The organism is Amycolatopsis sp. NPDC088138 (assembly GCF_044741685.1).
Taxonomy (GTDB): domain Bacteria; phylum Actinomycetota; class Actinomycetes; order Mycobacteriales; family Pseudonocardiaceae; genus Amycolatopsis.
Genome location: NZ_JBIUTB010000004.1, coordinates 734,181 through 758,799, shown reverse-complemented (window position 1 = coordinate 758,799; position 24,619 = coordinate 734,181). Strand labels below are relative to the sequence as shown.

Below are 24,619 nucleotides of genomic sequence, written 5' to 3'. Positions count from 1 at the left end.
CGCCACATTGGGGCGTATGGGACCTCGAAGACAGCGCCGTGACAGTGGATGTTGGTGTACTGGTTCCGGTCCCCCGCCGGGCCGCGCCGGGCTAGGGGTACGGCGCGTCCTTCGCCGGGGGCTCGTCTGGTGGCACCGTGGCCAGCAGTGCCTGGATCTCCGGGACCCGGGGATCTCCGAGGCGCTGGCTGACGGCCAGCGCCTCGGCCCAGTGGGTGCCGGCCTCGCGCGCCCGGCCCGTGCGGTGCTTGAGCCGCCCGAGCGTGATCTGGACGTCGATGGTGCCGTAGTCGGCGTTGAGCTCCTTCAGCTCGGTGAGGGCGTCGAGCCCCGCCTTCTCCGCTTCGTCGTGTCTGCCGGCGCCTTCGAGGGCCTCGGCGACGTTCCCCAGCGCGAGCGCCGCGTGGTAGCGGTCGCCGAGTTCGGCGAAGGCCTCGTGCGCGGCCTGGGCGGCTTCGGCGGCGTGGTCGTAGTCGTGCAGGCCGATGCGGCTGGCGCTGACGTTGAGCAGCGCGTGCGGGACGAAGGTGCGCTGGCCGCGGTCGCGGGCGAGGTCGACGGCCTTGAGGGCGTAGCGCTCGGCCTCGGCGTACTCGGCGCGGACGTAGTAGGCACCGGACAGGTTGGACAGGATCGCGACGGTCAGCGCCGTGTCGTTCCCGGTCTCGGACGCCGTTCGCGCTTCTTCCAGCGCTTCGAGGGCCTTGTCGGGCTGGAGGGTGCGCAGGTAGGCCGAGCCGAGGTTGTTGGCGCTGTACTGGAGACCGGTGTTGTCCCCCGCGTCGCGGGTCGCGGTGACGGCGACGCCGGCCGTCGCGATCCAGTCGTCGCGGTCGTGGCGTTCGGCGAAGAACCCGCGCAGCAGCCAGGCGAGCTTCCACGCGTGCGCGACCCAGCCGCGGTCCGCGGCGAGGCCGACGAGTGCGGTCAGCGCCGGGCGTTCGGCGGTGTACCAGGCGATCGTGTCCTCGTGCTGCGCGAACCGGACGGCCGCGACCGGCGCCGGGTCGAGCGTGATGTCGTCGGTGAGCAGGTCGGGGCGGACGAGCTTGTTGGCCTCGGCGACGCTGGCGAGGTACCAGTCGACGAGCCGCCGCAGCGCCGCCTCCCGTTCCGTCGTGGTCGTTTCCGTCTCGACGAGCTCGGCGGCGTAGACGCGCAGCAGGTCGTGGAACTGGTAGCGGTCGGTGCCGGGCTGGTTGAGCAGGTGCGCGGCGGCGAGCTGGTCGGCGAGCTCACGTGCTTCGCGCAGGTCGGCGCCGGCGAGCGCGGCGGCCGACGAGAGACTGAAGGCCAGGCCGGGGTGCAGGCCCAGCAGCCGGAAGAACCGGGCGGCGGCCGGGCGCAACGCCTTGTAGGACCACGAGAACGCGGCGCGCAGGTCGGTGCCGGCATCCTGCGGGTCGCGCAGGGTGTCGAGCCGCAGCTTCTGGTCGCGCAGCTCCTCGACGATCCCCGCCAGCGAAACCCCGGAGAGGCGCGACGCGCGTTCGCCCGCCAGCGCCAGCGCCAGCGGGAGCCGGCCGCAGAGCTGGACGAGCTCCGCGACGGCGCCGGGTTCGGCGGCGATGCGCTGCGGCCCGACGCTCCCGGCGAGCAGCGCTTCGGCGTCACGGTCGTCGAAGGAGCGCAGCGCGATGCGGCGGGCGCCGTCGCGGGCGACCAGGCCGCGCAGCTGGTTGCGGCTGGTCACGACGACGAGGTTGCCGGCGCCGGGCAGCAGCGGGCGGACCTGGTCGGCGTCGCGGGCGTTGTCGAGCAGCATCAGCGTGCGGCTGCCGTCCAGCCTGCTGCGCAGCAGCCCGGAGCGTTCCTCCACTGTGGAAGGCCACGTCTCGGGCGGGACGCCGAGCGCGCGCAGGAAACCGGCCAGCGCCGTCTCCGTCGTGACGGGGGTGCCCGCGGAGTGCCCGCGCAGGTCGAGGAACAGCTGGCCGCCGGGGAACCGGTCGCGCACGCGGTGGGACCAGTGCACGGCCAGCGACGTCTTGCCGACACCGGCGGTGCCTTCGATGACGACGACACCGGACGCGCCACCGGGCGGGAGCCGGTCCAGCTCCGCGAGCTCGGCGCCGCGGCCGGTGAACCCGGCGACGTCGAAGGGCAGCTGCCGCGGGACTTCGGTGCGGGCGGCGGGTTCGGCGTCGGCGGCGAGCAGCTCGGCGTGCAGGCGGCGCAGGTCCTCGCCGGGTTCGACACCGAGCTCGTCGGCCAGCAGCGCGCGGAGCCCGGCGTAGCGGGACAGGGCCTCGGCTCGGCGCCCGGAGCGGGCGAGGGCGCGCACCAGCCGTTCCCACAAGGATTCCCGCAGCGGATGCTGCGAGACGAGGTCGGTGAGCTCGGCGATGAGCCGCGCGTCCGGGACGAGGCCGCCGTCGAGGTCGATCCGCTGCTCGACGGCGAACAGGTACCGCTCGGTCAGCAGCGGCCCCCATTCGGCGGTCAGCGTGGGTGATCCGACACCTTCGAGCGGCGTGCCGGCCCAAGCGTCGAGCGCGGTGGTGAGCAGGGCGCGCCGCGGCGCGGGCCCGGTGGTGGCCGCGGCCTGGTCCAGGGTGCGCAGGAACCGCAGGGCGTCCACCCGGGACGGGTCCACGACCAGCCGGTACCCCTCCGGCTCGGTCACGACGGTGTCCTCGCCGCAGAGCCGGCGCAGCCGCATGACGTAGGTCTGCAGGCTGCCCCGGATGTGCGCGGGTGGCGCTTCTCCCCACACCCCGCGCGCGAGGGTGTCGATCGAGACCAGGCGGCCCGCGGACAGCGCGAGTGTCGCGAGCAGCGCGCGCTGGCGGGAACTGGTCAGCAGGACCGGCGAACCGTCGACGAGCACCTGGAAGGAACCGAGAAGCCGGATGTCGATGGTGGTCGCCCCCAGGTTCGCCTAGCGCCGGGCCCCGCCGGACGCGGATCCCGAGAACCGCAGCGTGGCACCACTCGGCCGGGCGCTCAAGCAACTTTGCGAAATTGGGCGGAACCGGTCCCGGCGCCGCAGAGTAACCCGGGTGGCCGTACGCGGCTTCCTTTCGGGAAAGGACTCGTGCCCGTGAGTAACTCTTGTGCGGCAACCGAACGATCGGCTCGCGTACCCGAATCTCGCTCACATTCCCGGCCCACGCACCCGCCCTGCCACCTCACGCACCGGAAGGGGTCGGCTCACGCATCGAAAGGGTCAGTTCGCGTACCCGGACAGTCGGCTCACGTACCGGAAGGGTCAGTCCGCGTACCTGGACAGTCGGCCCACGTATCGGAACGGTCGGCTCACGTACCCAGACAGTCGACTCACGCACCGGAAGGGTCAGTTCGCGTACCCGGACAGTCGACTCACGCACCGGAAGGGTCGGCTCGCATACCCGGACAGTCGGCTCACGTACCGGAAGGGTCGGCTCACGTACCTGCACAGTCGGTTCGCGTACCTGGACAGTCGGCCACGTACCGGAAGGGTCGGCTCGCGTACCCGGACCGTCGGTTCGTGAACCGACCTTCTGGGCACATGAACCGACCCCCTGGGTACGCGAGCCGACTCCCTGGGTACGTGAACCGACTCCCTGGGTACGCGAGCCGACTGTCCGGGTGCGCGAGCCGACTCTCTGGGTACGTGGGCCGACCGGTCCGGGCGGGATTGCTTCTGGCACACCGGGGAGCGAAGCAGGCAGGGCCCCGCGCTTGGCTGCGCGGGGCCCTGCCTGGGAAAACTTCGCCGGGTGCGGGTCAGCTCTTCTTGGCCGCGGTCGATGTCCGCCGGGCCGGAGCCTTCGCCGCCGTGGTCCTGGCCGCGGCCGGCTTGCGGGCGGTGGTGGTCTTCGCCGCCGTGGTCGTCTTCGCCGCCGCGGTGCGAGCGGCGGGCTTGCGGGCCGTGGTGGTCTTGGCCGCCGCCGGCTTCGCCGGTGCGGCCTTGGTGGTCCTGGTCGCCGTCGTCTTGGCCGCGGCGGGCTTCGCCGCCGTGCGGGTGGTGGCCGGCTTCGCCGCGGTGGTGCGGGTCCGCGTCGCCGTCGCGCGGGCGGTGGCGGGCTTCGCCGCCGCCGCACGGGGTGTGGTGGCCCGCGTGCTGGTCGTCTTGGCCGGGGCAGACGCCCTGGCCACGGACGCGCGAGTCGTCGTTCCGGCCGCGGTGGCGCGCTTGACCGGCGCGGCCTTGGCCAGCTTCTTCGCACCCGAAACGACGTCCTTGAAGGTGGTCCCCGCACGGAACGCCGGCACGTTGGTCTTCTTGACCCGCACCGCCTCGCCGGTACGCGGGTTCCGGGCGGTGCGGGCCGCGCGGGCGCGCTTCTCGAACACCCCGAAGCCGGTGATGTTGACCTTTTCGCCCTTGTTGACCGTCCGGATGATGATGTCGACCAGACCGTCGACCGCCTGCGAAGCCACCTTCTTGTCGCCCAAGCGCTCCGACAGCGCCTCGATCAGCTGAGCCTTGTTCGCCATCAAGTCCTCCCGGGAGGAGCAACGGCCACGTCGGCCGGCTGAAGGACACGGTATTACCAACGCAGCACAAACTCCAGACGTCCCACCGGCTCTTTCCCTTGCCCCGAGGCGGGTTCCGCCACGCGTCGAACGTCCGCCGGCCGCGACACGAAAAAGGCGGGATCCCTTGCCGGGCAAGGGATCCCGCCTTTGATCCGGACTAGCTCGCGGCGATCGGCGTGGTCGTCGGCTTCCAGGACGGACGGGTCGTCTCGAAGGCGTCGATCTCACCGGCATGGCGCAACGTGAGAGCGATGTCGTCGAGTCCTTCGAGCAGCCGCCAGCGGACGTAGTCGTCGATCTGGAACGGCGCGGTGAAGTCCTTGGCCCGCACGGTCTTGGTCTCGAGGTCCACCGTGACCTCGGTGCCGGGCTCGTTTTCGAGCAGCTTCCAGAGCAGTTCGACGTCGTGCTGCTCGCACTGGGCGGCCACCAGGCCGCCCTTGCCGGAGTTGCCGCGGAAGATGTCGGCGAAGCGGGCGGAGACGACGGCCCGGAAGCCGTAGTCCATCAGCGCCCAGACGGCGTGCTCACGGGACGACCCGGTGCCGAAGTCGGGCCCGGCGACGAGCACGCTGCCCGCGTTGAACGGCTCCTGGTTGAGGATGAACTGCTCGTCGCCGCGCCAGGCGGCGAACAGGCCGTCCTCGAAGCCGGTCCGGGTGACCCGCTTGAGGTAGACCGCCGGGATGATCTGGTCGGTGTCCACGTTGGACCGGCGCAGGGGGACGCCGACGCCGGTGTGCTGGGTGAACGGTTCCATGGTGGGAGCTCCTCTCGGGAGGTCAGGCGGGGACGAGGTCTTCCGGGGACGAGAGCGTGCCGCGCACGGCCGTCGCGGCGGCGACCAGCGGCGAGACCAGGTGCGTCCGGCCGCCCTTGCCCTGCCGGCCCTCGAAGTTGCGGTTGGACGTCGACGCGCTGCGTTCGCCCGGCTTCAGCTGGTCCGGGTTCATGCCGAGGCACATCGAGCAGCCGGCCTGCCGCCACTCGGCGCCCGCGGCGGTGAAGACCGTGTCGAGGCCCTCCTCTTCGGCGGCCTTGCGCACCCGCATCGAGCCGGGGACGACCAGCATCCGGACGGAGTCCGCGACCTTCCGGCCGCGCAGCACCTCGGCCGCGGCGCGCAGGTCCTCGATCCGGCCGTTGGTGCAGGAGCCGAGGAAGACGGTGTCGACCGAGATCTCCCGCAGCGGCGTGCCGGGCTTGAGATCCATGTAGGACAGGGCCTTCTCGGCGGCGACGCGGTCGTTCTCGTCCGGGATCTGCTCCGGGTCGGGCACCGCGGCACCCAGCGGGAGGCCCTGGCCGGGGTTGGTGCCCCAGGTCACGAACGGCGTCAGCGCGCTCGCGTCGAGGTGCACCTCCTCGTCGAACTCGGCGCCGTCGTCCGTGCGCAGCTGCCGCCAGTTTTCGACCGCGGCGTCCCAGTCGGCGCCCTTCGGCGAGTGCGCGCGGCCCTTCAGGTACTCGAACGTCGTCTCGTCCGGGGCGATCATCCCGGCGCGGGCGCCGGCCTCGATCGACATGTTGCAGACGGTCATCCGGGCTTCCATCGACAGGGCCTCGATGGCCTTGCCGCGGTACTCCAGGATGTAGCCCTGGCCACCGCCGGTGCCGATCTTCGCGATCACCGCGAGGATGACGTCCTTGGCCGTGACGCCGGGGCGCAGCTCACCGTCGACCGTGATCGCCATCGTCTTGAATGGACGCAGCGGCAGCGTCTGGGTGGCCATGACGTGCTCGACCTCGGACGTGCCGATGCCGAAGGCGATCGAGCCGAACGCGCCGTGCGTGGAGGTGTGGCTGTCGCCGCAGACCACGGTCATCCCGGGCTGGGTCAGGCCGAGCTGCGGGCCGATGACGTGCACGATGCCCTGCTCGGCGTCTCCCATCGGGTGCAGCCGGACACCGAACTCCTTGCAGTTGCGGCGAAGGGTGTCGACCTGCGTGCGCGAGACCGGATCGGCGATGGGGAGCTCGATGTCCACGGTCGGGACGTTGTGGTCCTCGGTCGCGATGGTGAGGTCGGGGCGGCGCAGCGGCCGCCCGGCCAGCCGGAGGCCGTCGAAGGCCTGTGGGCTGGTCACTTCGTGCAGCAGGTGGAGGTCGATGTAGAGCAGGTCCGGTTCGGCGCCTTCCCCTCGGCGCACGAGGTGGCTTTCCCACACCTTCTCCGCGAGCGTGCGGGCCTTGCCGGTCGCGCTGGTCATCTCCGGCTCCTTCCACGGTCTGTCTGTTGTGGTGGTGGAACTCGGGCGCACACCTGCGGAACTGGTGCGAGCCGCGAAGGAGGGGCGCAGCTCGAGTTCAGGGTTTTCCCAGATGCTGGACTTCCCAAAGTGCGGGACGCTAGTATCGGGTCGTGGGACAGCATAGCGGTATCGGAGTACTGGACAAAGCAGTGGCCGTTCTGCAGGCGGTGGCCGACGACCCCTGCGGACTGGCGGAACTGTGCACGCGGACCGGTCTGCCGCGGGCGACCGCGCACCGGCTCGCGGTCGGTCTCGAGGTGCACCGCCTGCTGCGCCGCGGTCCGGACGGGCGCTGGCGCCCGGGCACGGCACTGGCCGAGCTCGCGGGCGGCTCGACCGATCCGCTGCTCGACGCCGCCGGCGTGGTCCTGCCGAAACTGCGTGACGTCACCGGCGAAAGCGTGCAGCTGTACCGGCGTGACGGCGTTCAGCGTGTGTGCGTCGCGACCGCGGAACCGCCGTCCGGCCTGCGCGACACGGTCCCGGTGGGCTCCCGGCTGCCGATGACGGCCGGCTCGGGTGCGAAGGTGCTGGCGGCCTGGGCGGATCCGCACACCCAGCGCACGATCCTCGCGGACGCCGTCTTCGGCGAGCGCACGCTGCTGGAAGTCCGCCGCCGCGGCTGGGCCCAGAGCGTCGCCGAGCGCGAGCCGGGTGTGGCGAGCATCTCGGCGCCGGTCCGCGACTCCGCCGGCACGGTGGTGGCGGCGGTGTCGGTGTCCGGCCCGATCGAGCGCATCGGCCGCAAGCCGGGCGCCCGCTGGGCCGCGGACCTCCTCGCGGCCGCCGACGCGCTCCAAGAGCGTCTCTGACGCCCCTCCTGCCCCAGGAGTCACACAACGCCGTGAAGGCCACCTTGAGGGACTCTGAGTCCCTCAAGGTGGCCTTCACGGCATTTCGGGCTACGCCTGGCCGGTCTCGAAACGGGCGACCTTGCCGTCGCGGACGGTGAACTTCCAGCGGGTGCGCATCGCGCCCCACGTCGAGTTCGAGTAGTTCGCGACGAACGCGCGGCCGTCGTCGTCCGCCTTATCGACGTCGAGCCGGCCCTGGCTGGAGAAGATCTCCCGCTCGGTCCACTCGCCGAGGTCGCGCTCGGTGCCGTCGTCCGACATCGTCGCGTCCGGGGTCAGGGAAGCCTGGAACGCCGCGCGGTCGCCCGCGTTCAGCGCGTCGATGAACGCGCGCACCGCCGGGTCGCCGATCTGGTCCGTCATGACCTCCATCTCAGCACGCCGCGTGTGCACCGTTCGGGGGAACCTGACGGCGGTGGCGTATTCGGTGACGGCGGTCACGTCTCCTTCCCGTCGGAACCATGGAGGGGGAACACCATGTCCACCACGCTGAACCGCCGGGCGCTCGCCATGCTGCGGGCCGTCGGGGCCGGACGGGCCGAGCTGACCTGCAGTTGCGAGCCCGACCTGCGGATCGACGGCCTGCCGTGCTGCGACCAGGCGACCGCGCACGACCTGGCCCGGGCCGGGCTGATCCGGCCGGCGCTGGGCCCGGCCGTCGCCGTCGGGCAGTGGGCGCCCGCGGAGCTGACCGACGGCGGCCGGCTCGCCCTGGGTGAACCGCTCGCCGCCTGAGATGCAACCATTCGGCCTCTTCGCGCGTGTACGCGTCAAAGATCGCCGCGAGGGGGCAATCATGAAGTTCGCTGTGGGCCTGCTGGCCGTGGGCCTGACACTGACCGCGTGTTCCGGTTCCGGGACGGCCGCGCCACCACCGGTGACGGTGACCGCGCCGGTCTCGATCCCGCCGGCCCCGACGGCGGATCCGGCCGTGGTGAGCTGGGTGGACGGGTTCTGTTCCGCGGTCAACGGCTACCGCAAGCGCACCAACGCCGAGTCCCAGCCGGGCCAGCCACAGCCGAAGTCGGTCGCGGAAGCCCAGAAGGCCCTCAGCGCCCAGCTGGGCGCCTTCGCGGCGCGAACGGGCGAAGTGGTCGACAAGCTGACGGCGCTCCCGGCGGCGCCGGTCCCGCTGGCCGAGACGGTCCGGACGTCGTTCCTCGGGAAGTTCACGACGTCCCGCGACCGCGCGGCCCACGCCAAGACCGCCCTGGACGGCGCCAAGCCGGGCGACGAGGCCTCCCAGACCCCGGCGGCCGACGCGGTCGAGAAGGCCCAGCAGGACCTCGACGGCACCTACGACCCGGTGGCCCCGCTGGCGGAGTCGCAGGACCTGCTCCTCGCCACCGCGACGGCCCCCGGCTGCAAGATGTAGCGGGTGTTCAGCCGAGACGGCCGGCACACCCGGTGTGTTGGCCGTCGCGGTCCGCGGGTGCCGGCCTCGCCGCAACCGGGTGTCCCTTGGTGCGGCTGGGCCGGCCGGCGGCCTTCGATGGAGGATTCTGGACGCCCAATGTCCGGGATCCTCCATCGACGAAGGTGCGGAAGCCGGGGAGTCGAGGGGGCCGCGGGTCGGCACCTCAGGACGGTGGCAGCGGGTGGATCCGATAGGCGGGATCCGGGTCGCCGAACTCCAGGGTGTTCTCGTCCAGCGCGTTGGCCACCACGACCGCGCCACCGTCGAAGGCGAAACGGACCGCCACCATTCCGTGGCCCGGGTCCGCGCCCTTTCCGGCCCATTCCACCAGCTCCACCGAGCGCAGCTCGCGACCCCGCACCGCGGCCAGGTCCGGGTCGGCGTCCTCGCGCCAGGCGAGGCGGAACGGCGGCTCGCCTTCGGACTCCCAGCTGCGCCTGCCGATCGGGTCGACCGTGTTCCAGGTGATCGAGAAGTCCGTGAACTTCTGGTGGCTCAGCTCGACCTGCTCGCCCGCGAAGTCGAACAGCACCGGGCACTGCGTGAACCACTCGTCCTCGTCGAGGTCCCAGCCGAGCCACGCGTGGTCGAGCCGGCGGCCCCGCAGCGACGCGAGCCGCGTGCCGTGGGCCGCCGTGATCGCGCGGCGGCCGTCGAGCCACTGCGGCTCGTAGCCTTCGATCCCGAAGTACGTCACCCGGCCATCATCGTCGCAGCGACGCCTGCAGCGGCAGTGACCGTGACGAGTCGCCCACCTGCACCGTGAAGGCGCCGTGGACCGGGGTCCACGCCTTGTCCCAGATCGAGAAGTCGCGCTGGTCCAGGTGGATCGTCACGCGCTGGGACTGCCCCGGCGCGAGCTGGACCCGCTCGAACCCCTTGAGCTGGCGCGGCGGCTCGCCCGCCGCCGCCGGGAAGCCCAGGTACAGCTGCGCGACCTCGGCGCCCGCGCGGCGGCCGGTGTTGCGGACCGTGAACGTCGCCGTCGCGCCGTCGCCGGTGTTGCGGACCGACAGGCCCGAGAAGGCGAACGTCGTGTACGACAGGCCGTAGCCGAACGGGAACAGCGGGGTCTTGCCCTGCGCGTCGAACCAGCGGTAGCCGATCTGCAATCCCTCCGAATACGTGGCCACACCGTTGACGCCGGGGAACTGCTCGGGTGTGTTCGCCGGGGTGTCCGCGTCCGCCGCCGGGAACGTGATCGGCAGCTTCGCCGACGGGTTGCTGTCACCGAAGAGCACCCCGGCCACCGCCGCGCCGTCCTGCTGCCCGGGGTACCAGGCCTGCAGGATCGCGGGCACCGACGACGCCCACGGCATGAGCACCGGGCCGCCGCTCTTCACCACGACCACCGTGTGCGGGTTGGCCGCGGCGACCGCCGCGACGAGCGCGTCCTGGTTGCCCTCCAGCGCCAGGCTCGGGCGGTCCTTGCCCTCCGCTTCGTTGTCGCCCACCATCACGATCGCGACGTCGGACGCACCCACCAGCGTGGCCGCGCGCGCCGGGTCACTGCCGTCGTCGAGCGTCACCGAGGCACCCGGAACCCGCTGCTGGAGGCCCGCCAACGGGTCCACTGTGGACGTCGGGATGACGGCGGAGCTGCCGCCACCGCCGGTCTTGGCCTGGGTCGCGAACGGCCCCACCAGGGCGATCGAGCGCACCGAAGAGGAGTCGAGCGGCAACTGCGCGTGTTCGTTGCGCAGCAGCACCATGCCGCGCTCGGCGAACTGCTTCGCGGCCGCGTCGTGCTCGGCGGTCGGCAGCGGCGTGAGCACCGGCGGGTGGTCGAACTGGCCGAAGGCGAACATCGTCCGGAACCGCGGCAGCAGCAGCTCGTCGACGCGCTGCTCGGTGACCTGCCCGGCGAGCACGGCCTGCTTCATCTTGTCGCCGTACCAGGTGCCGTCGATCATCTCGAGGTTCATGCCCGCGTCCGCCGAGCCGACGGTACTGTGCGCGGCGCCCCAGTCCGACTGCACGAACCCCTTGAAGCCCCAGTCGTCCCGCAGCTTTCCCTGCAGCAGCGCGGGGTTCTCGCACGTGAACACGCCGTTGATCTTCGGGTAGGCGCACATCACCGACCCGGCCTTGCCTTCGGTGACGGCCTGCTCGAAGTGCGGCAGGTAGATCTCGTTGAGCGTGCGCTCGTCGATGTGCTCGTCGACGCTCTGCCGCTGCGTCTCCTGGTTGTTCGCCGCGTAGTGCTTGACCTCGGCGATGGTGCCGTTCTCCTGGATGCCGCGGATGTCGGCGGTGGCGATCGCCCCGGCGAGCACCGGGTCCTCCCCCATGCCCTCGAAGGTCCGGCCGTTGCGCGGGACGCGGGCCATGTTGATGTCGGGCGCCTCGGACACGTTGTGCGCGAGCGCCCGGGTCTCGTTGCCGATCAGCCGGCCGTAGCGGCGCGCGACGTCGGTGTCGAACGTCGACGCCAGCGCCATCGTGGCGGGCAGCGCGGTCGCCGGTTTCTGCGGTTTGTCGTCGGCCGGGCCCATGCCGGCCGGGCCGTTGGCGATCCGGAAACCGGGGACGCCGAGACGCGGGATGGGCGGCACGAACCGCTGGTGCTCGGCGTCGGGCTGCAGGTGCAGCTGGGAGATCTTCTCGTCGAGCGTCATCGCCGCGACCAGTTCGGCGGCGCGGCGATCGGGCGACTGCCGGGCGTCTCGCCACGGCTGAGCGGCGGCCATCCCGGTGAGCGGGACCGTCAGCGAAAGCCCCAGCAGCGAGGCAAGAACCAGTCGGCCGTAACGCATCGAGTCTCCCTCGCCACTGAACGGGACCAAAGCCGGGCAGAAGGTAACGCATACGTGGCACCAAAACATAGACTCGATAGTTGTTCACGTACATGAACATTCCCGGGACTCAACCGTTTCCCCGGCTCAAGCGTGGAGGAGGCGAGGAACGAGGGAGGACGCGGGATGGTCAAGAAAACACTGATCGGCGTAATGGTGGTGGGCGCGGCGGCGCTGACGCTGACGGCTCCGGCGAGTGCCGCTGACGAGGTCAGCTGGGGAATCACCCAGCAGGTCGAGCCGGGCGGTCGGATCGACGCGGAGACCCACGCGGCGATCGGCAACGGCTGCAGCCCGCGCACGGCGGTCACGTCGAAGGGGTTCGCCACACCGCTGCAGTTCACCGAAGGTGGCAACTTCGGCCGCGCCGGCGGCCACACCACGGCGATCAAGATTCCGGGCAAGTACACGGCGACGTTCACGTGCTCCGACGGCCGGGTCGCCACCGGGTCGTTCACCATCCTGGGCACCCCGCCGCCGACCACCACGACGACCAAGCCGAAGCCGCCGACCACGAAGCCGAAGCCGCCGTCGACCACGACGTCCAAGCCCGCCAAGCCGGCGAAGCCGCAGGTCGCGGTCAAGCCGGCCGGCGCGCCGCAGACCGGGGACGGGTCACTGAGCTGACCCTCCACAAAGGACCCCCCGGGACCGGCCGTTCCCCAGGCGGCCGTCCCGGGGCCTCAGCGTGACGCGGCCAGCCGCAGCGCCCGGTAGACGAACTGCTGGTCGCCCAGCCGGTGCCGCAGGTCGCGCTCCAGGCCGGCGATCGGGTACAGGTTCTGCGGCGCCCGCGAGTCCTTGTACGGGACCGACGCGAACCGCCCCAGCACCGATTGCGTGACGTTCGCCAGGTCCGTCACGTCTTCGCGCGCGAGGTGCGGCGCCGCTTCGACGCGCACCACCCCCGACCACGGCGGGCCGCCGGCCGAGGGCAGGCGCAGGTACCACGAGTGCCGGACCCACGTCGTGCCCATCAGGAACACCGGCGTGCGCTGGTGCGGGCCGAGCTCGCCGACCATGGCGTTGAGCTCACCCGGCAGGTACGTCGTCTGGTGGCTCTTGATGAACCCGACGGCCCGGGGCAGGTGCGTGCGGCCGCTCAGCGGCCCGTCGACGACGAGCAGGTCGTGCCCGACGTGCCCGGCGATCGTCCGGCGAGCCTCCTCGGCCGTCGCCAGCTCGACGTCGGCCAGCTCGCTCTGCAGCGCCGACGACAGCACCACGGCGAGGGGCTTGTCGTCCTTGGCCGTCGCGCGGAACGCCTCGTACCGCCCGGCCGAGGTCTCGATCCCGGCGGCCTCCGGCGCGACGGTGAACAGCCCGCGCCGGACGTTGGCGCCGACGACGTGCGCCCGGCCCGCGCAGCAGCAGACCACCCCGGCCGCGTAGGACGCGCAGATCCCGATGGACGCGGAGTTCGCCCCCTCCGGGTCGTCGATCCAGACGCGGGCGTCGATGCGGCGGACGCCGTCCACGAACAGCACCGCGTCCGGCGGCGACGGCACCGGCGACGGGTCGATCGGCGCCCACTCGGCCACCGGGACCTCGACGTCGAGCTCGACCTCGGCCTGCGACCGGGCGAGCTCCTCGGCCTCCATCGAGCTGCCGTAACCGGGGTCCCAGGCGTCGATGTTGAAGCTCATCCCCGCCACCGCGGTCATGCGCCCTCCCTGCTGATGTGCGAGCCGCTGCCGTCCCGGGTGACCAGGAACCGCACCGGCACGCGCTCGGCCAGCGCCGGCACGTGGGTGATCACGCCGACCATCCGGGTGCCGGAGGCGGACAGGTTCTCCAATGTGGACGCTACGACGTCGAGGGTCGCCTCGTCGAGCGTCCCGAAACCCTCGTCGAGGAAGATCGACTCCAGCTTGGTCGCGCCGGCCGCGGCCATCGCGCCGAGCTGGGACGACAGCGCCAGCGCCAAGGCCAGCGACGCCTGGAACGTCTCCCCGCCCGACAGCGTCTTCACCGGGCGGCGGGCGTCGGCCTCGTTGTGGTCCACCACCAGGAAGTCGCCCTTGTCGTGGGTCAGCTCGAACTGCCCGCCGGACAGCTCCAGCAGCGACGCGGACGCCTCGGCGACCAGCGTGTCGAGCGCCCCGGCGATCAGCCAGCGCGGGAACTTGTCCGAGCGCAGGAGATCCGCGAGCAGCTTCGCGACCTGCGACTCGGACTCCGCGCCCGCGATGTCGCCGCGCAGGCCCTCGACGTGGGCCACCCGCCGCCGCATCTCCGTGTGGTCGGCCTCGGCGCGGGCGCGCGCGGTGGCCAGCGCGACCGGCACCCGGTCGCGCACCGGCCCCGCGGGCAGCGCGACCCCGAGCGCGGTGACGTCGTCGGCGACCTGCTGTTCGGCCTCGCGCAACGCTTCCGCGGCCGTACCCTCGGCGGTCTCCGCCCCCGCCAGCCGGTTCCGGCGATCTTTCGACTGCCCGGCCGCCCAGTTGGTCAACGTCGTCCACGCGTCCAGGAGGCTTTCGCCGTCGATCGGCGGGGCGCCGAAACCGACGAGCGGATCGCGGGCACGGGACAGTTTCTGCCGCTCGGCCTCGACTTCCTTGACGACGCTCGCCTGGCCGTCGGCCGCCTGCTTCGCCGCGGTACGCGCCTTGCGCAGGTCCGCGTCAGCCGCGCGCGCGGCTTGTTCGAGCGAAGCGACCTGCGCCAGCTGCGCGGTGACGACGTCGGCGGACGGCGCTTCGGCCAGCGTCACGACCAGTTCGTCCCGCCGCCGAGTGGTCGTTTCCTGCCGGGACCGCGCCGACTGCTCGGCCAGGCCCGCGTCGTTCGCCTGCGTGCGGCGGGTTTCCGCGGCCCGCTCGGCCGAGGCGAGGTCGTCCGCCGCGACGGTGGCCTCTTTACCCGCGGCCTCGGCGGCCGCTTCGAGCGCGCCCAACGCGGTACGCCGTTCCTCGAGCGCCGAAGCCGCCCAGGCGGTGAGACGTTGCCAGCCCGCTGCGACGTCTTCGGCGTCGACCGCGGGCACCCCCAGCTCCACCAGGGGATCCCGCGCCGCGCGCAGCGCTTCCCGCGCCGCCACGGCCGACTTCTCCACTACATCGGCGTCGCGCTGCGCCTGCGTGCGTTCGGCGCGGGCGGCCGCCAGTTCCGCGTCCGCGGCGCGCGCGGCCTCGATGACCCGGGCGCGGGCGTCGAGCGTCGCGGACAGCCACTCCCCCCGCTCGCGCACGGCGGTGATGAGATCGGTGAAGTCCTGCTCGGAAAAACCGGCCTCGACCGGGCGCCGCAGCAACGCCGATTCCGGCGGGCCTTCGACGTCCGCGAGGGCCACCCGCAGTTCTTCCGCCTGCGTGGCCGCCGAAACGGACTGGTCGGCGTCGCGGTCTACGGCCCGTTCCAGCTTGCGGACGGCGGTTTCGGCCGCCGCGCGCCGCTTCTCCGCCTTGTCCTGGCGCTCGCGGGCTTCGGCGAGGTGCGCGTGGCCGTCGTGCGCCGGCACGGCCGAGACTTCCTGCTCGCACACCGGGCACGGGTGCCCGACGGCGAGCCCGGCCCGCAGGACCAGCGCCTGCCCGGCGCGTTCGGCCTCGGACACCGCGGTCCGGGCCGCGGCGAGTTCGGTGTCGGACTCGGTGAAAGCCACCCGCGCCGCGTCGAGTTCGGTCCGGCGGGCCGCCTGCTCCGGCAGGGCCTTCCGCTGGGTCTCGCACACCGTATAAAGGGTGCGGGCGTCAGTACGGGCCGCGGTGAGCGCGGCGCCGTCCGGCTGGGCGGTGAGCGCGGCACGCGCTTCGGCGTCGGCGGTCTCGGCCGCGGTCAGCCGGGAAGCCGCGTCCGTCACGCGCTTCGCGACGCGCGCCGACTCCGCGGACAGGTCACCGAGGTCCGCCGGCGGCCGCACCCCGGCCAGCCGGTCCCGTTCCCCGCGGACGCGCGCGGCTTCGGCAGCGGCGTTCTCGGCCGCCCGGGCCGTCGTGTCACGGGTCTTGCGCGCTGTGTCGACGAGGGACACGGCTTCGACCACGGTGACAGCTGCAGCCTCCTTCGCCTGCAATGCCGCCTTCGCGGCTTTCTCCAGGCCGGGAAGGGCGGCTTCGGCGTCGGCGAGTTCCGTGCGGGCGGCGCGGATCCGCTCCAGCTCACCCCGGGCGGGCGCGGCGGCCAGCGCGGCGCGGGCCGCCTCGTCCGCCGTTTCCGCTGTGTCAAGAGTGGTTCGCGCGGCGGTGGCCGCGTCCGCCGCGGTCCGGCGGCGGGACTCGAGATCCTCGACGCCGTCCGGGCGTTCCAGCGCGTCGAGGACGGCCAGCTCCCGCGTCAGCGTGGTGACGAGCTGCCGTGCTTCGTCGTGCGCGCGGGTCGCGTCGGTCAACCCCGGCAGCGCCGCCTCGACCCGCGCGTCCAGCTCGGCCAGCGCGGTCATGCGCGCGGCCAGCGTTTCGACGGCTTCCTCGGTGGCATCGGCGTAACTGCCGAGCTGCTCTTCCAGCACCTTCGCGCGCTGGGCCTGCTGCTCCGCGGTCACGTTGGCGCGGCGGCCGATCCGTTCGTAGACCTCCAGGCCCAGCAGCTTGATGAGGATCTTCTGCCGGTCGGCGGCCTTGGCGTGCAGGAACTCCGCGAAGTCGCCCTGCGGCAGCGCCACGCAGGTGCAGAAGTGCTTGAACGTCAACCCGAGCAGACGTTCGATCGCCGGCGTGACCTCGGAGTCCGCGGCGATCGCGTCGGCCTCGTCGTCCGGACCGCCGAGCGCGGCGTTGTCGGCGAGCCGTTCCAGGCGGACGTTCTTGACGCTGACCGTGGGTTTCTTGCCGCCGCTGCGCCGGACTTCCCGCACCACGTGGTAGCGGATGCCACCCGCGTCGAAGACCAGCCGCACGGTGGCGCGGTTGGCCGTCGGGGCCAGCGCGGGCGCCACGAGACCCTCGTGGTCCCAGCGGGCCACGGAACCGTAGAGGGCGAAGGTGAGCGCGTCGATGACGGTGCTCTTGCCGGCGCCGGTCGGCCCCACGAGCGCGAAGTAGTCCGTGTCCTCGAAACTGACTTCGGTCTTCTCGCGGAACGACGCGAAGCCGGTCATCTCCAGCAGTACCGGTCGCATGTCACACCCCGCTCGTCTCGTCGTCGTGCAGCCGCGCGAAGAGCGCTTGCACCCTCTTGTCGTCCACCGTGCGTTCCTCGCAGTAGGAGGCGAACAGCTCACCCGGTGACCGGTCCGCCACCGCGCGTTCGCTGCCCGACGCCGTGATCGGCGCCGCGAACTCCGGGTCGATGCGGATCTCCAGCGCGTTCGGCAGGGCTTCCTGGATCTCCTCGCGCAGCCCGGCCCTGGTCGCTTCCCGGACGTAGACCCGCAGGTAGTCCTCGCCGAACTCCGCGGCGCGGCCGACGAGTTCGGCCACCGTGCCGTGGACGGTCCGCAGCTTCCGCCCCGACGTCAGCGGGATTTCGGTGATCTTCGCGGGAGTGGCCGGCGTCACTTCCACCGCCAGCACCACGCTCGTGTTGTCCTGCTCGCCGAAGTCGACGGGCATCGGCGCGCCGCTGTAGTGCACCGGGCAGGCCGCGGGCAGCGACTGGCGGCGGTGCAGGTGCCCGAGCGCGACGTAGTGCGGATCGGCACCGAACGCCGTCGCCGGCACGTGGTACTCGAAGATGGACTGCGCCGCGCGTTCCCCGCCGCCCATCGCGCCGCCGGTCACCGTCAGGTGCGCCATGACGAGATTGACGGCGCCGTCGGTGAAACCGGACTTGAGGTGCTCCAGGATGTCGCGCACGCGCTGGTCGTAGTGGCCGACGTTGTCCGCCGGCGTGCCGGTGAGCAGCTCGGCGGCACGCACCGCGTAGCGCTGGGAAAGGAAGGGCAGCACGGCGACGTTGACGCGCTCACCCGTCGAACGGGCGTCGAACGAGAAGACGCCGCCGTCCGCGGCCGGGCGCGGGTCGCCGGAGAGCTGGATGCCCGCGGCCCGCAGCAGCGGCCGGTACGCCTCGAACGTCGCGGCGTGGTCGTGGTTCCCGGCGATCGCCAGGACCTCGGCACCGGTTTCGCGCAGCGCCATCAGGGCCCGCACCACGAGTTCCTGCGCGGCGGCCGACGGCGCCGACGTCTCGTAGAGGTCACCGGCGACGAGGATGGCGTCGAAGGCCTCCTTCCGCGCGATCCGGACGATCTCGCCGAGCACGGCACGCTGCTCGTCCAGGCGGCTGCGGCCCTTGAGCGTCTTGCCGATGTGCCAGTCGGAGGTGTGCAGGAACTTCACGCGACGTCCTTCCGTTCTTCGCCTGTGGCCAGCGGGTGAAGGGAGCTCAGAACGGCGGCGGGTCGTCGCCGAACGGGTCGTCGCCGCGCGTCGGCAGGCCCGCGAAGGGATCGGCGTTCTTCGCACCGGCGGTGGTCGACGGTATTTTTCCCGCCTCGGAAAGCCGCGTGGCCCAGGCCGGGAACGGGAAGCCGACCGCGATCGGCACCGGGATCTCCGGCTGGCTCACGAACATCGTGCCGGGCGTCGCGAGCGTCGCGCGGACCCGCTGGCTGGCCGGGAGGAACCCGTACTCGGGGCGCGAAGCCTCCGCGGCGTCGAGCCGGCCGACGATCCGGATCGAGCTGTTGCTGACGATCCGGCGCTCGACCTCGGACGCGGTCTGCTGCGCGCCGATCAGGATCACACCGAGGGAGCGGCCGCGCTCGGCGATGTCCAGCAGGACTTCCTTGATCGGGCTGCTGCCTTCGCGCGGCGCGTACTTGTTGAGCTCGTCCAGCATCGTGAACAGCAGCCCGCCCGGGCCGGCCGCTTCCTTGCGCGCGGTCTCCGCCGCGAGCGTCACGCCGACGACGAACCGCTGCGCGCGCTCGACGAGGTTGTGGATGTCCACCACGGTCACCTGCTGGTTCTCCGTGGACAGCTTGCGGGCGGCGTGATCGGTGAGGTCGCCGCGGATGAGGCCGTTGAGCGCGCGCTGGCTGGAGCGCAGGCGGCGGATGAACGCGTTGACCGTGCCCGCGCCGGTGACCGCACCCGCCCAGCTCGCGCGGGTTTCCTCGTCGGTGACGCGGTCGCAGACGACGTCGATCAGCTCGGCGTAGGTGCGGCACAGCACGCCGTCGACGTTGGCGGCGCCGTCCTTCCCGGCCGGGGTGCTGTCCAGCCGCAACCGGTTCGCGACCTGGTGGATGACCATCGTGTACTGGTTGCGCTCGTCCTCGGCGTCGGCGAAGACGTAGGGCAGCAGGTCGGTCGCGCAGAACTCCGCGATGGTCCACCAGAAGGCACCGACGCCGGAGGTCCGCCCGGTGACGTAAGGCTTCCCCGTGGTGTCCGACGGGGTCGGCGGCGCGTAGAACCCGACCGAGGCGAAGGGCTCCGCGGGCAGGCCCAGCTTGGCGTACTCCTCCTGCAGCTTCGCGTCGAGGTGGATGTTGGGGGTGTCGAGGAACAGCAGGTCCTCGCCCTTGACCGAGAACACCAGGGCCTTGGCGTTGTGGGCGTTGGACAGGGCGCCGCCGCGGAAGATCGAGTGCAGCAGGAACAACGCGAACGACGTCTTCGTGGCGACGCCGGAGACACCGCTGATGCTGACGTGCGCACCCCGCGTCCCGTCGAGGAAGTCCAGGTTGAGGTACACGGGTTCGCCGTCACGGCCCAGGCCGACGGGCACCTGCCGCGTCATGTTGTCGAAGTACAGCGCCTGCGCGCGATCCTCCCCCACGGCACGGGAGACCACGGCGCCGGGCCGCGGCGGCACGTAGCACTCGGGCTCCACGCGGGTGGTGGCGATCTCGGCGATCTCCTGCACCTGCGCGGGCAGGACCCCGTCCGAGATCAGGAAGACGTCGCTGCCGAAGCTGGCGCCTTCGTGCCGCGCGCTCACCTGCGTCACCACCCCGTAGGAGACGACTTCGCCGCGCCCCGGCAGGTCCCGCCGTGTCACGACGACGTCGTCGAGCTGCAGATAGGCATCCGGATCGATGGCCACGCAGAACTGCAGCGGCGTCGAATCCTCGGTGCCCGCCACCCGTCCGACCACGGTGGTGAGAGTCTCCTGGTCCACGGTTCTCCCTGTCCGCCCGGCGCTTCCTCCGGCCGCAGACTAGCCCGCCGGAACTCCGTGGCCACGGCCAACACGGCGTTGCGGCTCCCGCGGTACCGGGGACGTCACCGCACGCCACGGCTGGGCCGAACGAGTGAGTTCACCCTTCGGAGAAGATCTTTTAGTCACCACAGGCATTTCGGGCGGTGCCCCGTTCGCCGGGAAGGTCGTCCGGGCGGGGCACGGCGTTACCGCCCGCCGCCACGGCTTTCGCCCGGGTTCCACCCGGCCACCACCCGGCCACCACCCGGCCGCCGCCCGGACTTCCGCCTGGCTCCAGGGCTAAGCGGCGTCCCGAGGGGCGTTTCGGGGGTGCCGCGAGGCCTCCGCGGGCCCTTCCGCGGGGCTGCGCGGAGGCCGCCGGAGGGCCCGCGATCCCCGATCGCAGCGCGGGATCGGGGCCGGCGTGGCATCCGACACACGCCCGACGCGCCCTCTTCGGCGTGTCGGCCAAAAAGTCTTGAGAAGCCCCGCCGGTCCTATATGGACGACCACTGTGGACGACACCGGAACCGGGTTTTGCCTGCTCAGGGCCATGGTCGGCATCCCGGGCCCGTTCCGGCCCGGGTTGGGAGAGGGCCGCCGGAGGGGCGGAACCCGCCCCCGTACAAGGAAATATTTCGACCCCCAGTTGGATTTTGTGCGGTATTGGTAATACCGTGTGCAGTGTCGGCCGAGATGGGCCGTGTACGAGTAGTTCCACTATGGAGGACTGGAATGACGAACAAGGCCCAGCTGATCGAGGCGCTGTCGGAGCGTCTGGGCGACAAGAAGGTGGCTTCGCAGGCCGTTGACGGTCTGGTGGACATCATCATCCGGACGGTCAACAAGGGCGAGAAGGTGAACATCACCGGCTTCGGCGTGTTCGAGAAGCGTGCCCGCGCGGCCCGCACCGCTCGCAACCCGCGCACCGGCGAGGCCGTCCGCGTCAAGAAGACCAACGTGCCCGCCTTCCGCGCCGGTACCACCTTCAAGGACGTCATCTCCGGCACGAAGAAGCTGCCCAAGGCCACCCCGGTCAAGCGCGCCACCGCGGCCAGCACGACCACTCGTGCGGCTGTCGCCAAGGCGTCTGCCCCGGCCAAGACCACCAGCACGCGGGCCACCACCCCGCGCGCGGCAGCGGCCAAGCCGGCCACCGCCCGCGCGACGGCCACGCGGACCCGCGCCACCGCGGCGAAGCCGGCCGCCAAGGCCACCGCGACCAAGGCGACCGCGGCCAAGGCGGCCCCGAAGACCGCGGCCAAGGCTCCGGCCAAGGCCACCGCCGCCAAGGCGACCACCACGCGGGCGAAGGCGGCCGCCAAGCCGGCCGCCACCAAGACCGCCGCCGCCAAGAAGCCGGCCGCTGCCAAGGCCCCGGCCAAGCGCACGTCGGCTGCCAAGAAGAAGTGAAGTAGCTTCTGACGCCGGAAGGGCCCCGCACCACTGGTGCGGGGCCCTTCCGCATTCCCGGGGCCGGCCGGGTCCCTGGGTCCCATCCCGGACATCGGGCATTCGCGAGACATTCGCACGGGCCCAATAACGGACTCGTTCCAAACGGGCGGAGAACCCGGAATCGGATCGGGCCACACAGCCACCACACGGTCCGCCGAACAATTGGCAGCCCGCCTATCGGCAATCCCTGACCGGGCCGCTACCAGCTGGTCCGGGCCCTGTTCCTCTGGCCAGGACCCGAAGCCGCGGCCGTGAGCCTCACCGGCCCTGCCGCTACAGCAGCGGACCACATCGCGCGCGAGGCAGGCCACCTGGCCCGGGCACTGCTTATCCGGCCAGAGCAGCAGCCGGACCACGTCATGCGCGGAGCCGGCCACCTGGCCCAGACACCGGCCTTCGGCCAGAACACAAGGCCGGTGCACCACTAACCAGCCCGCGCGCCGCTACACCAGCGGCACCACGTCACGCGCGGAGCCGACTACCTGGCCCAGACCCTGCCCTCCAGCCAGAACACACCAGCCAACCCGCGCCGCGACACCAGCCGGACCACACCACGCGCGGAGCCGACCAACTGGCCCCCAGACGCTGCCTCTCCTGCCAGAACACAAGGCCGGTCCACCAGTGCTCCACCACCAGCCAAGCCGCGCGCGCCGCTACACCAGCGGCACCACGTCACGCGCGAAGCCGACCACCTAGCCCAGGCTCTGCCTCTCCTGCCAGAACACCAAGCAGGTGCACCAAGCCGCACCCGCCAACTCACCCCGGCCGCGCCCTACACCAGCGGAACCACAGGACCACCTAGCCCAGACACTGCCTCTCCGGCCAAAACACGAGGCCGGTGACGACTGCTCCACCGTGAGTCGCACCAGCCACCCCGCCCCGGACAGGCCACTACACCGCCGGAACCACATCACCCGCGAAGCAGGCCACCTAGCCCGGACACGGCCCTCCTGCCAGAACGCCAAGCAGGTGCACCAGCCAACCCGCGCCGCGACACCAGCCGGACCACATCACGCACCGAGCCGACCACCTAGCCCAGCCGCTGCCTCTCCGGCCAGAACACAAGGCCGGTCCACCACCAGCCAACCCGTGTCGCTACACCAGCGGGACCACATCACCCGCGGAGCCGACTACCTGGCCTGGACACTGCCCTCCTGCCAGAACGCCTAGCAGGTGCACCAGCCAGACCGCGCCGCGACGCAAGCCGGACCACATCACGTACCGAGCCGACTACCTGGCCCGGACACGGCCCTCCTGCCAGAACGCAAGGCCGGTGCACCAGTGCTCCACCACCAGCCAACCCGTGTCGCTGCACCAGCGGGACCACCTCACCCGCGGAGCCGACCACCTGGCCAGGACACTGCCCTCCAGCCAGAACACCAAGCAGCTGCACCAGCCAACCCGCGCCGCGACACCAGCCGGACCACATCACGCGAAGCGGACCACTTAGCCCAGACACCGCCTCCGACCAGAACACAAGGCAGGTGCACCAGCCAACCCGTGTCGCTACACCAGCGGAACCACATCACCCGCGAAGCAGACCACCTGGCCCAGCCCTGTCTCCCGCGAGGCACAAGCCGACCCCGCCCCGCTACACCGCCGCGCGCACCAGCGGGACCACGTCACGCGCGAAGCGGACCACCTGATCCAGGCTCTGCTCCTCCGGCCAGAACACAAAGCTCGTGAACGACTCCGCGAGCCGCGTCAGCCAGTCCGCCCATTGCTCCGCCGTTCCCCGCGCCGGTGCCGAGCCGTGCTCGACCTGGAGTTCCCCCAAAGTGTCGGTAATAGTGCCGACCACCTGGGCGATGCGCCGCACGTCCTCCGGCCGGCGGCCCGCAGCGGTCGCCGCCTCGTCGAGGATCGTGTGCGCCGGCGTCCACTTCTCGTACGGGAGGTAGGACGGGATCGGTGCCGCCCAGCCGTCGGCGATGCGGCCCGTGAGCGCTAGGGCCTTCGGGCCCTGGGCGCCCGTCCACAGCTCGATGGGGTGTGCGGGCACCGGGCCGGGTTCCAGCCCGTCGACCGTGTAGTGCGTGCCGTGCCGGTGGATCGCGCCGCCGGTGCCCCACACCGCGCGCATGATCGCGAACGCTTCCTCGAGGGCCGCGTTCGCTTCCGCGGGCGAACGGCGTTCAACACCCAGGCGGCCGATGGCGTCCCAGTAACCGCCGGCGCCGACGGCGAGCTCGAACCGGCCGCCCGACACGATGTCGAGGGCCGCCGCGGTTTTCGCCAGCATCGCCGGCGGGCGCAGCGGGAGGTTCGCGACGTCGGGGAACACGTGGATCCGTTCGGTGGCCGACAGCAGCGCGGCGGCGACCACGAAGGTGTCCAGGTACGCCGGGACGTACGGGTGGTCCTGGATGCCGAGCAGCTCCAGCCCGTGGTCCTCCGCCGCCAGCGCCAGTTCGCGGTGCGCCCCGATGTCGAGCGTCGGCACGAGCGAGAACCCGAAGGTCAGGCCGGTCATCGCTCAGTCCGCGACGTCGTAGGTCTCGACGACCCGGTGCGCGAGCCGCGGCACGATCTCGCCGAGGACCAGCTCCTTGAAGTGGCTGGTCTCCCGGTGGACGTCGAAGGCTTCGCGCGAGGCATAACGCTCGAGCAGGACGACTTCCCGGGCGTCGTCAAGCCGGTGGTAGGCCTCGAAGGCGAGGCAGCCGGGTTCGGTGAGCGCGGCTTCCACCAGCTTCGGGTAGAAGGCGCGGATTTCGTCTTCCTGGCCCGGCGCGATCGTGTGCCGGGCGATCACCTGCAGTTCGGTCATGGGGTCGACGGTACTGCCGCGCCGCTTCGGCGGACACCGAAGCGGCGCGGCAGCGGTGGATCAGGAGAACGTCACCGGGATGAAGACGTCGGCGGTACGGTCGTTGGCCGACAGGTGATCACGGCGCGAGACGATCGCGCACGTCACCGACGGGTCGCCGCAGTCCAAGCCACTTCCGGCCCGCACCACACGGATCTGTGTCGTGAACGTGCCGTTCGCCGCGATCGTCGACGTGCCGCCCGGCGAGTTGGTCACCCACGCCGAAGGGCCGACGCCGGTGCCGCCCTGGCCGTCGCCGCCCGCGCAGGGGCTGGGCTTCGTGCCGTAGCTGTAGTCCTCGGGCACCGCGCACAGCGCGACGTAATACCCGTTCAGCGCGCTGAAGCCGCTGCCCGTCACCGTGACCGTCTCGCCCGCGGCGGCGAGGCCGGTGGCGTTGGACGCGGTGAGCGTGAAGCCGTTGTGGGTGGCCGAGCCGCCGGCGGCGGACGCGGGTGCGGCGAGCGCGGTGGCGGCCGCCGCGGCGGTGGCGGTGACCAGCGCGGCGCGGAGCACGGTGGATCTCTTCGACATACGGG

General features: G+C 71.9%; 19 protein-coding genes. 5 read left to right on the top strand and 14 right to left on the bottom strand.

The annotated features are described in order from the left end of the window. Positions 1-91: 91 nt before the first annotated feature. From ACIOD2_RS24240 to leuC, 4 genes are all read right to left on the bottom strand, one after another. On the bottom strand, positions 92-2,830 hold the full coding sequence (locus tag ACIOD2_RS24240) for a BTAD domain-containing putative transcriptional regulator (protein WP_400541997.1): 2,739 nt from the start codon (positions 2,828-2,830) through the stop codon (positions 92-94). Between the two features lie 878 nt (positions 2,831-3,708). Beyond that, positions 3,709-4,422 (bottom strand): HU family DNA-binding protein, encoded by a 714-nt coding sequence (locus ACIOD2_RS24235; protein ID WP_400541994.1) that lies wholly within the window; start codon positions 4,420-4,422, stop codon positions 3,709-3,711. Between the two features lie 199 nt (positions 4,423-4,621). Beyond that, positions 4,622-5,224 carry a 3-isopropylmalate dehydratase small subunit gene (gene leuD / locus ACIOD2_RS24230; RefSeq protein ID WP_400541991.1) on the bottom strand — a complete coding sequence of 201 codons (603 nt, stop codon included), beginning with the start codon at positions 5,222-5,224 and terminating at the stop codon, positions 4,622-4,624. Between the two features lie 22 nt (positions 5,225-5,246). Further along, positions 5,247-6,674, bottom strand: coding sequence for a 3-isopropylmalate dehydratase large subunit (leuC, locus tag ACIOD2_RS24225; protein WP_400541988.1), 1,428 nt, complete (start codon positions 6,672-6,674; stop codon positions 5,247-5,249). Between the two features lie 152 nt (positions 6,675-6,826). Here leuC and ACIOD2_RS24220 point away from each other — a divergent pair, with 152 nt between their 5' ends. Beyond that, the gene (locus tag ACIOD2_RS24220) at positions 6,827-7,528 is read left to right on the top strand and encodes an IclR family transcriptional regulator (protein WP_051183801.1); all 702 of its coding nucleotides are present in this window, start codon (positions 6,827-6,829) and stop codon (positions 7,526-7,528) included. Between the two features lie 90 nt (positions 7,529-7,618). Here the strand turns inward: ACIOD2_RS24220 and ACIOD2_RS24215 are convergent, their stop codons facing one another. Beyond that, entirely contained in the window at positions 7,619-7,933 is a 315-nt protein-coding gene (locus ACIOD2_RS24215) for a nuclear transport factor 2 family protein (RefSeq protein ID WP_400541984.1), read from the bottom strand. Between the two features lie 114 nt (positions 7,934-8,047). Here ACIOD2_RS24215 and ACIOD2_RS24210 point away from each other — a divergent pair, with 114 nt between their 5' ends. Together ACIOD2_RS24210 and ACIOD2_RS24205 are read left to right on the top strand one after the other, a co-directional pair. Then, a complete protein-coding gene (locus ACIOD2_RS24210) occupies positions 8,048-8,305 on the top strand; it encodes a hypothetical protein (protein WP_323331844.1) in 258 nt (85 codons plus the stop codon). 61 nt (positions 8,306-8,366) lie between these two features. After that, positions 8,367-8,945: a hypothetical protein gene (locus tag ACIOD2_RS24205; RefSeq protein ID WP_400541981.1), complete on the top strand. Its 579-nt coding sequence runs from the start codon at positions 8,367-8,369 to the stop codon at positions 8,943-8,945. 205 nt (positions 8,946-9,150) lie between these two features. Here ACIOD2_RS24205 and ACIOD2_RS24200 read toward each other — a convergent pair whose 3' ends face one another. After that, complete coding sequence (locus ACIOD2_RS24200) at positions 9,151-9,684, bottom strand: hypothetical protein (protein WP_400541978.1); 534 nt, start codon at positions 9,682-9,684, stop codon at positions 9,151-9,153. Positions 9,685-9,691: 7 nt separating this feature from the next. Then, the gene (locus ACIOD2_RS24195; RefSeq protein WP_400541975.1) at positions 9,692-11,743 is read right to left on the bottom strand and encodes a glycoside hydrolase family 3 C-terminal domain-containing protein; all 2,052 of its coding nucleotides are present in this window, start codon (positions 11,741-11,743) and stop codon (positions 9,692-9,694) included. Positions 11,744-11,908: 165 nt separating this feature from the next. On the opposite strand from ACIOD2_RS24195, the gene ACIOD2_RS24190 reads away from it, so the two are divergent. After that, positions 11,909-12,409, top strand: coding sequence for a hypothetical protein (locus ACIOD2_RS24190; protein ID WP_400541972.1), 501 nt, complete (start codon positions 11,909-11,911; stop codon positions 12,407-12,409). Between the two features lie 56 nt (positions 12,410-12,465). On the opposite strand, the gene ACIOD2_RS24185 is transcribed toward ACIOD2_RS24190, so the two are convergent. The 4 genes from ACIOD2_RS24185 to ACIOD2_RS24170 are packed head-to-tail and all read right to left on the bottom strand — an operon-like array spanning position 12,466 to position 19,795. After that, positions 12,466-13,446: a hypothetical protein gene (locus tag ACIOD2_RS24185; protein ID WP_400541969.1), complete on the bottom strand. Its 981-nt coding sequence runs from the start codon at positions 13,444-13,446 to the stop codon at positions 12,466-12,468. Next, on the bottom strand, positions 13,443-16,844 hold the full coding sequence (locus tag ACIOD2_RS24180; protein WP_400541966.1) for an AAA family ATPase: 3,402 nt from the start codon (positions 16,842-16,844) through the stop codon (positions 13,443-13,445). The genes ACIOD2_RS24185 and ACIOD2_RS24180 overlap by 4 nt, the downstream gene beginning before the upstream one ends. Before the next feature lies 1 nt (position 16,845). Next, entirely contained in the window at positions 16,846-18,006 is a 1,161-nt protein-coding gene (locus ACIOD2_RS24175; RefSeq protein WP_400541963.1) for an exonuclease SbcCD subunit D, read from the bottom strand. A 46-nt stretch (positions 18,007-18,052) separates the two neighbouring features. Next, positions 18,053-19,795, bottom strand: a complete 1,743-nt coding sequence (locus tag ACIOD2_RS24170; protein ID WP_400541960.1) for an ATP-binding protein — start codon at positions 19,793-19,795, stop codon at positions 18,053-18,055. 756 nt (positions 19,796-20,551) lie between these two features. Here ACIOD2_RS24170 and ACIOD2_RS24165 point away from each other — a divergent pair. After that, positions 20,552-21,229 (top strand): HU family DNA-binding protein, encoded by a 678-nt coding sequence (locus tag ACIOD2_RS24165; RefSeq protein WP_400541956.1) that lies wholly within the window; start codon positions 20,552-20,554, stop codon positions 21,227-21,229. Between the two features lie 1,633 nt (positions 21,230-22,862). Here ACIOD2_RS24165 and ACIOD2_RS24160 read toward each other — a convergent pair. Genes ACIOD2_RS24160 through ACIOD2_RS24150 form a run of 3 tightly spaced genes read right to left on the bottom strand, consistent with a single transcriptional unit; the run spans position 22,863 to position 24,614 of the window. Beyond that, positions 22,863-23,744 carry an LLM class flavin-dependent oxidoreductase gene (locus ACIOD2_RS24160; protein ID WP_400541953.1) on the bottom strand — a complete coding sequence of 294 codons (882 nt, stop codon included), beginning with the start codon at positions 23,742-23,744 and terminating at the stop codon, positions 22,863-22,865. A 3-nt stretch (positions 23,745-23,747) separates the two neighbouring features. Next, complete coding sequence (locus ACIOD2_RS24155; RefSeq protein WP_400541950.1) at positions 23,748-24,041, bottom strand: putative quinol monooxygenase; 294 nt, start codon at positions 24,039-24,041, stop codon at positions 23,748-23,750. A gap of 60 nt (positions 24,042-24,101) precedes the next feature. Beyond that, positions 24,102-24,614 carry a hypothetical protein gene (locus ACIOD2_RS24150; RefSeq protein WP_400541947.1) on the bottom strand — a complete coding sequence of 171 codons (513 nt, stop codon included), beginning with the start codon at positions 24,612-24,614 and terminating at the stop codon, positions 24,102-24,104. Between the last annotated feature and the right edge of the window lie 5 nt (positions 24,615-24,619).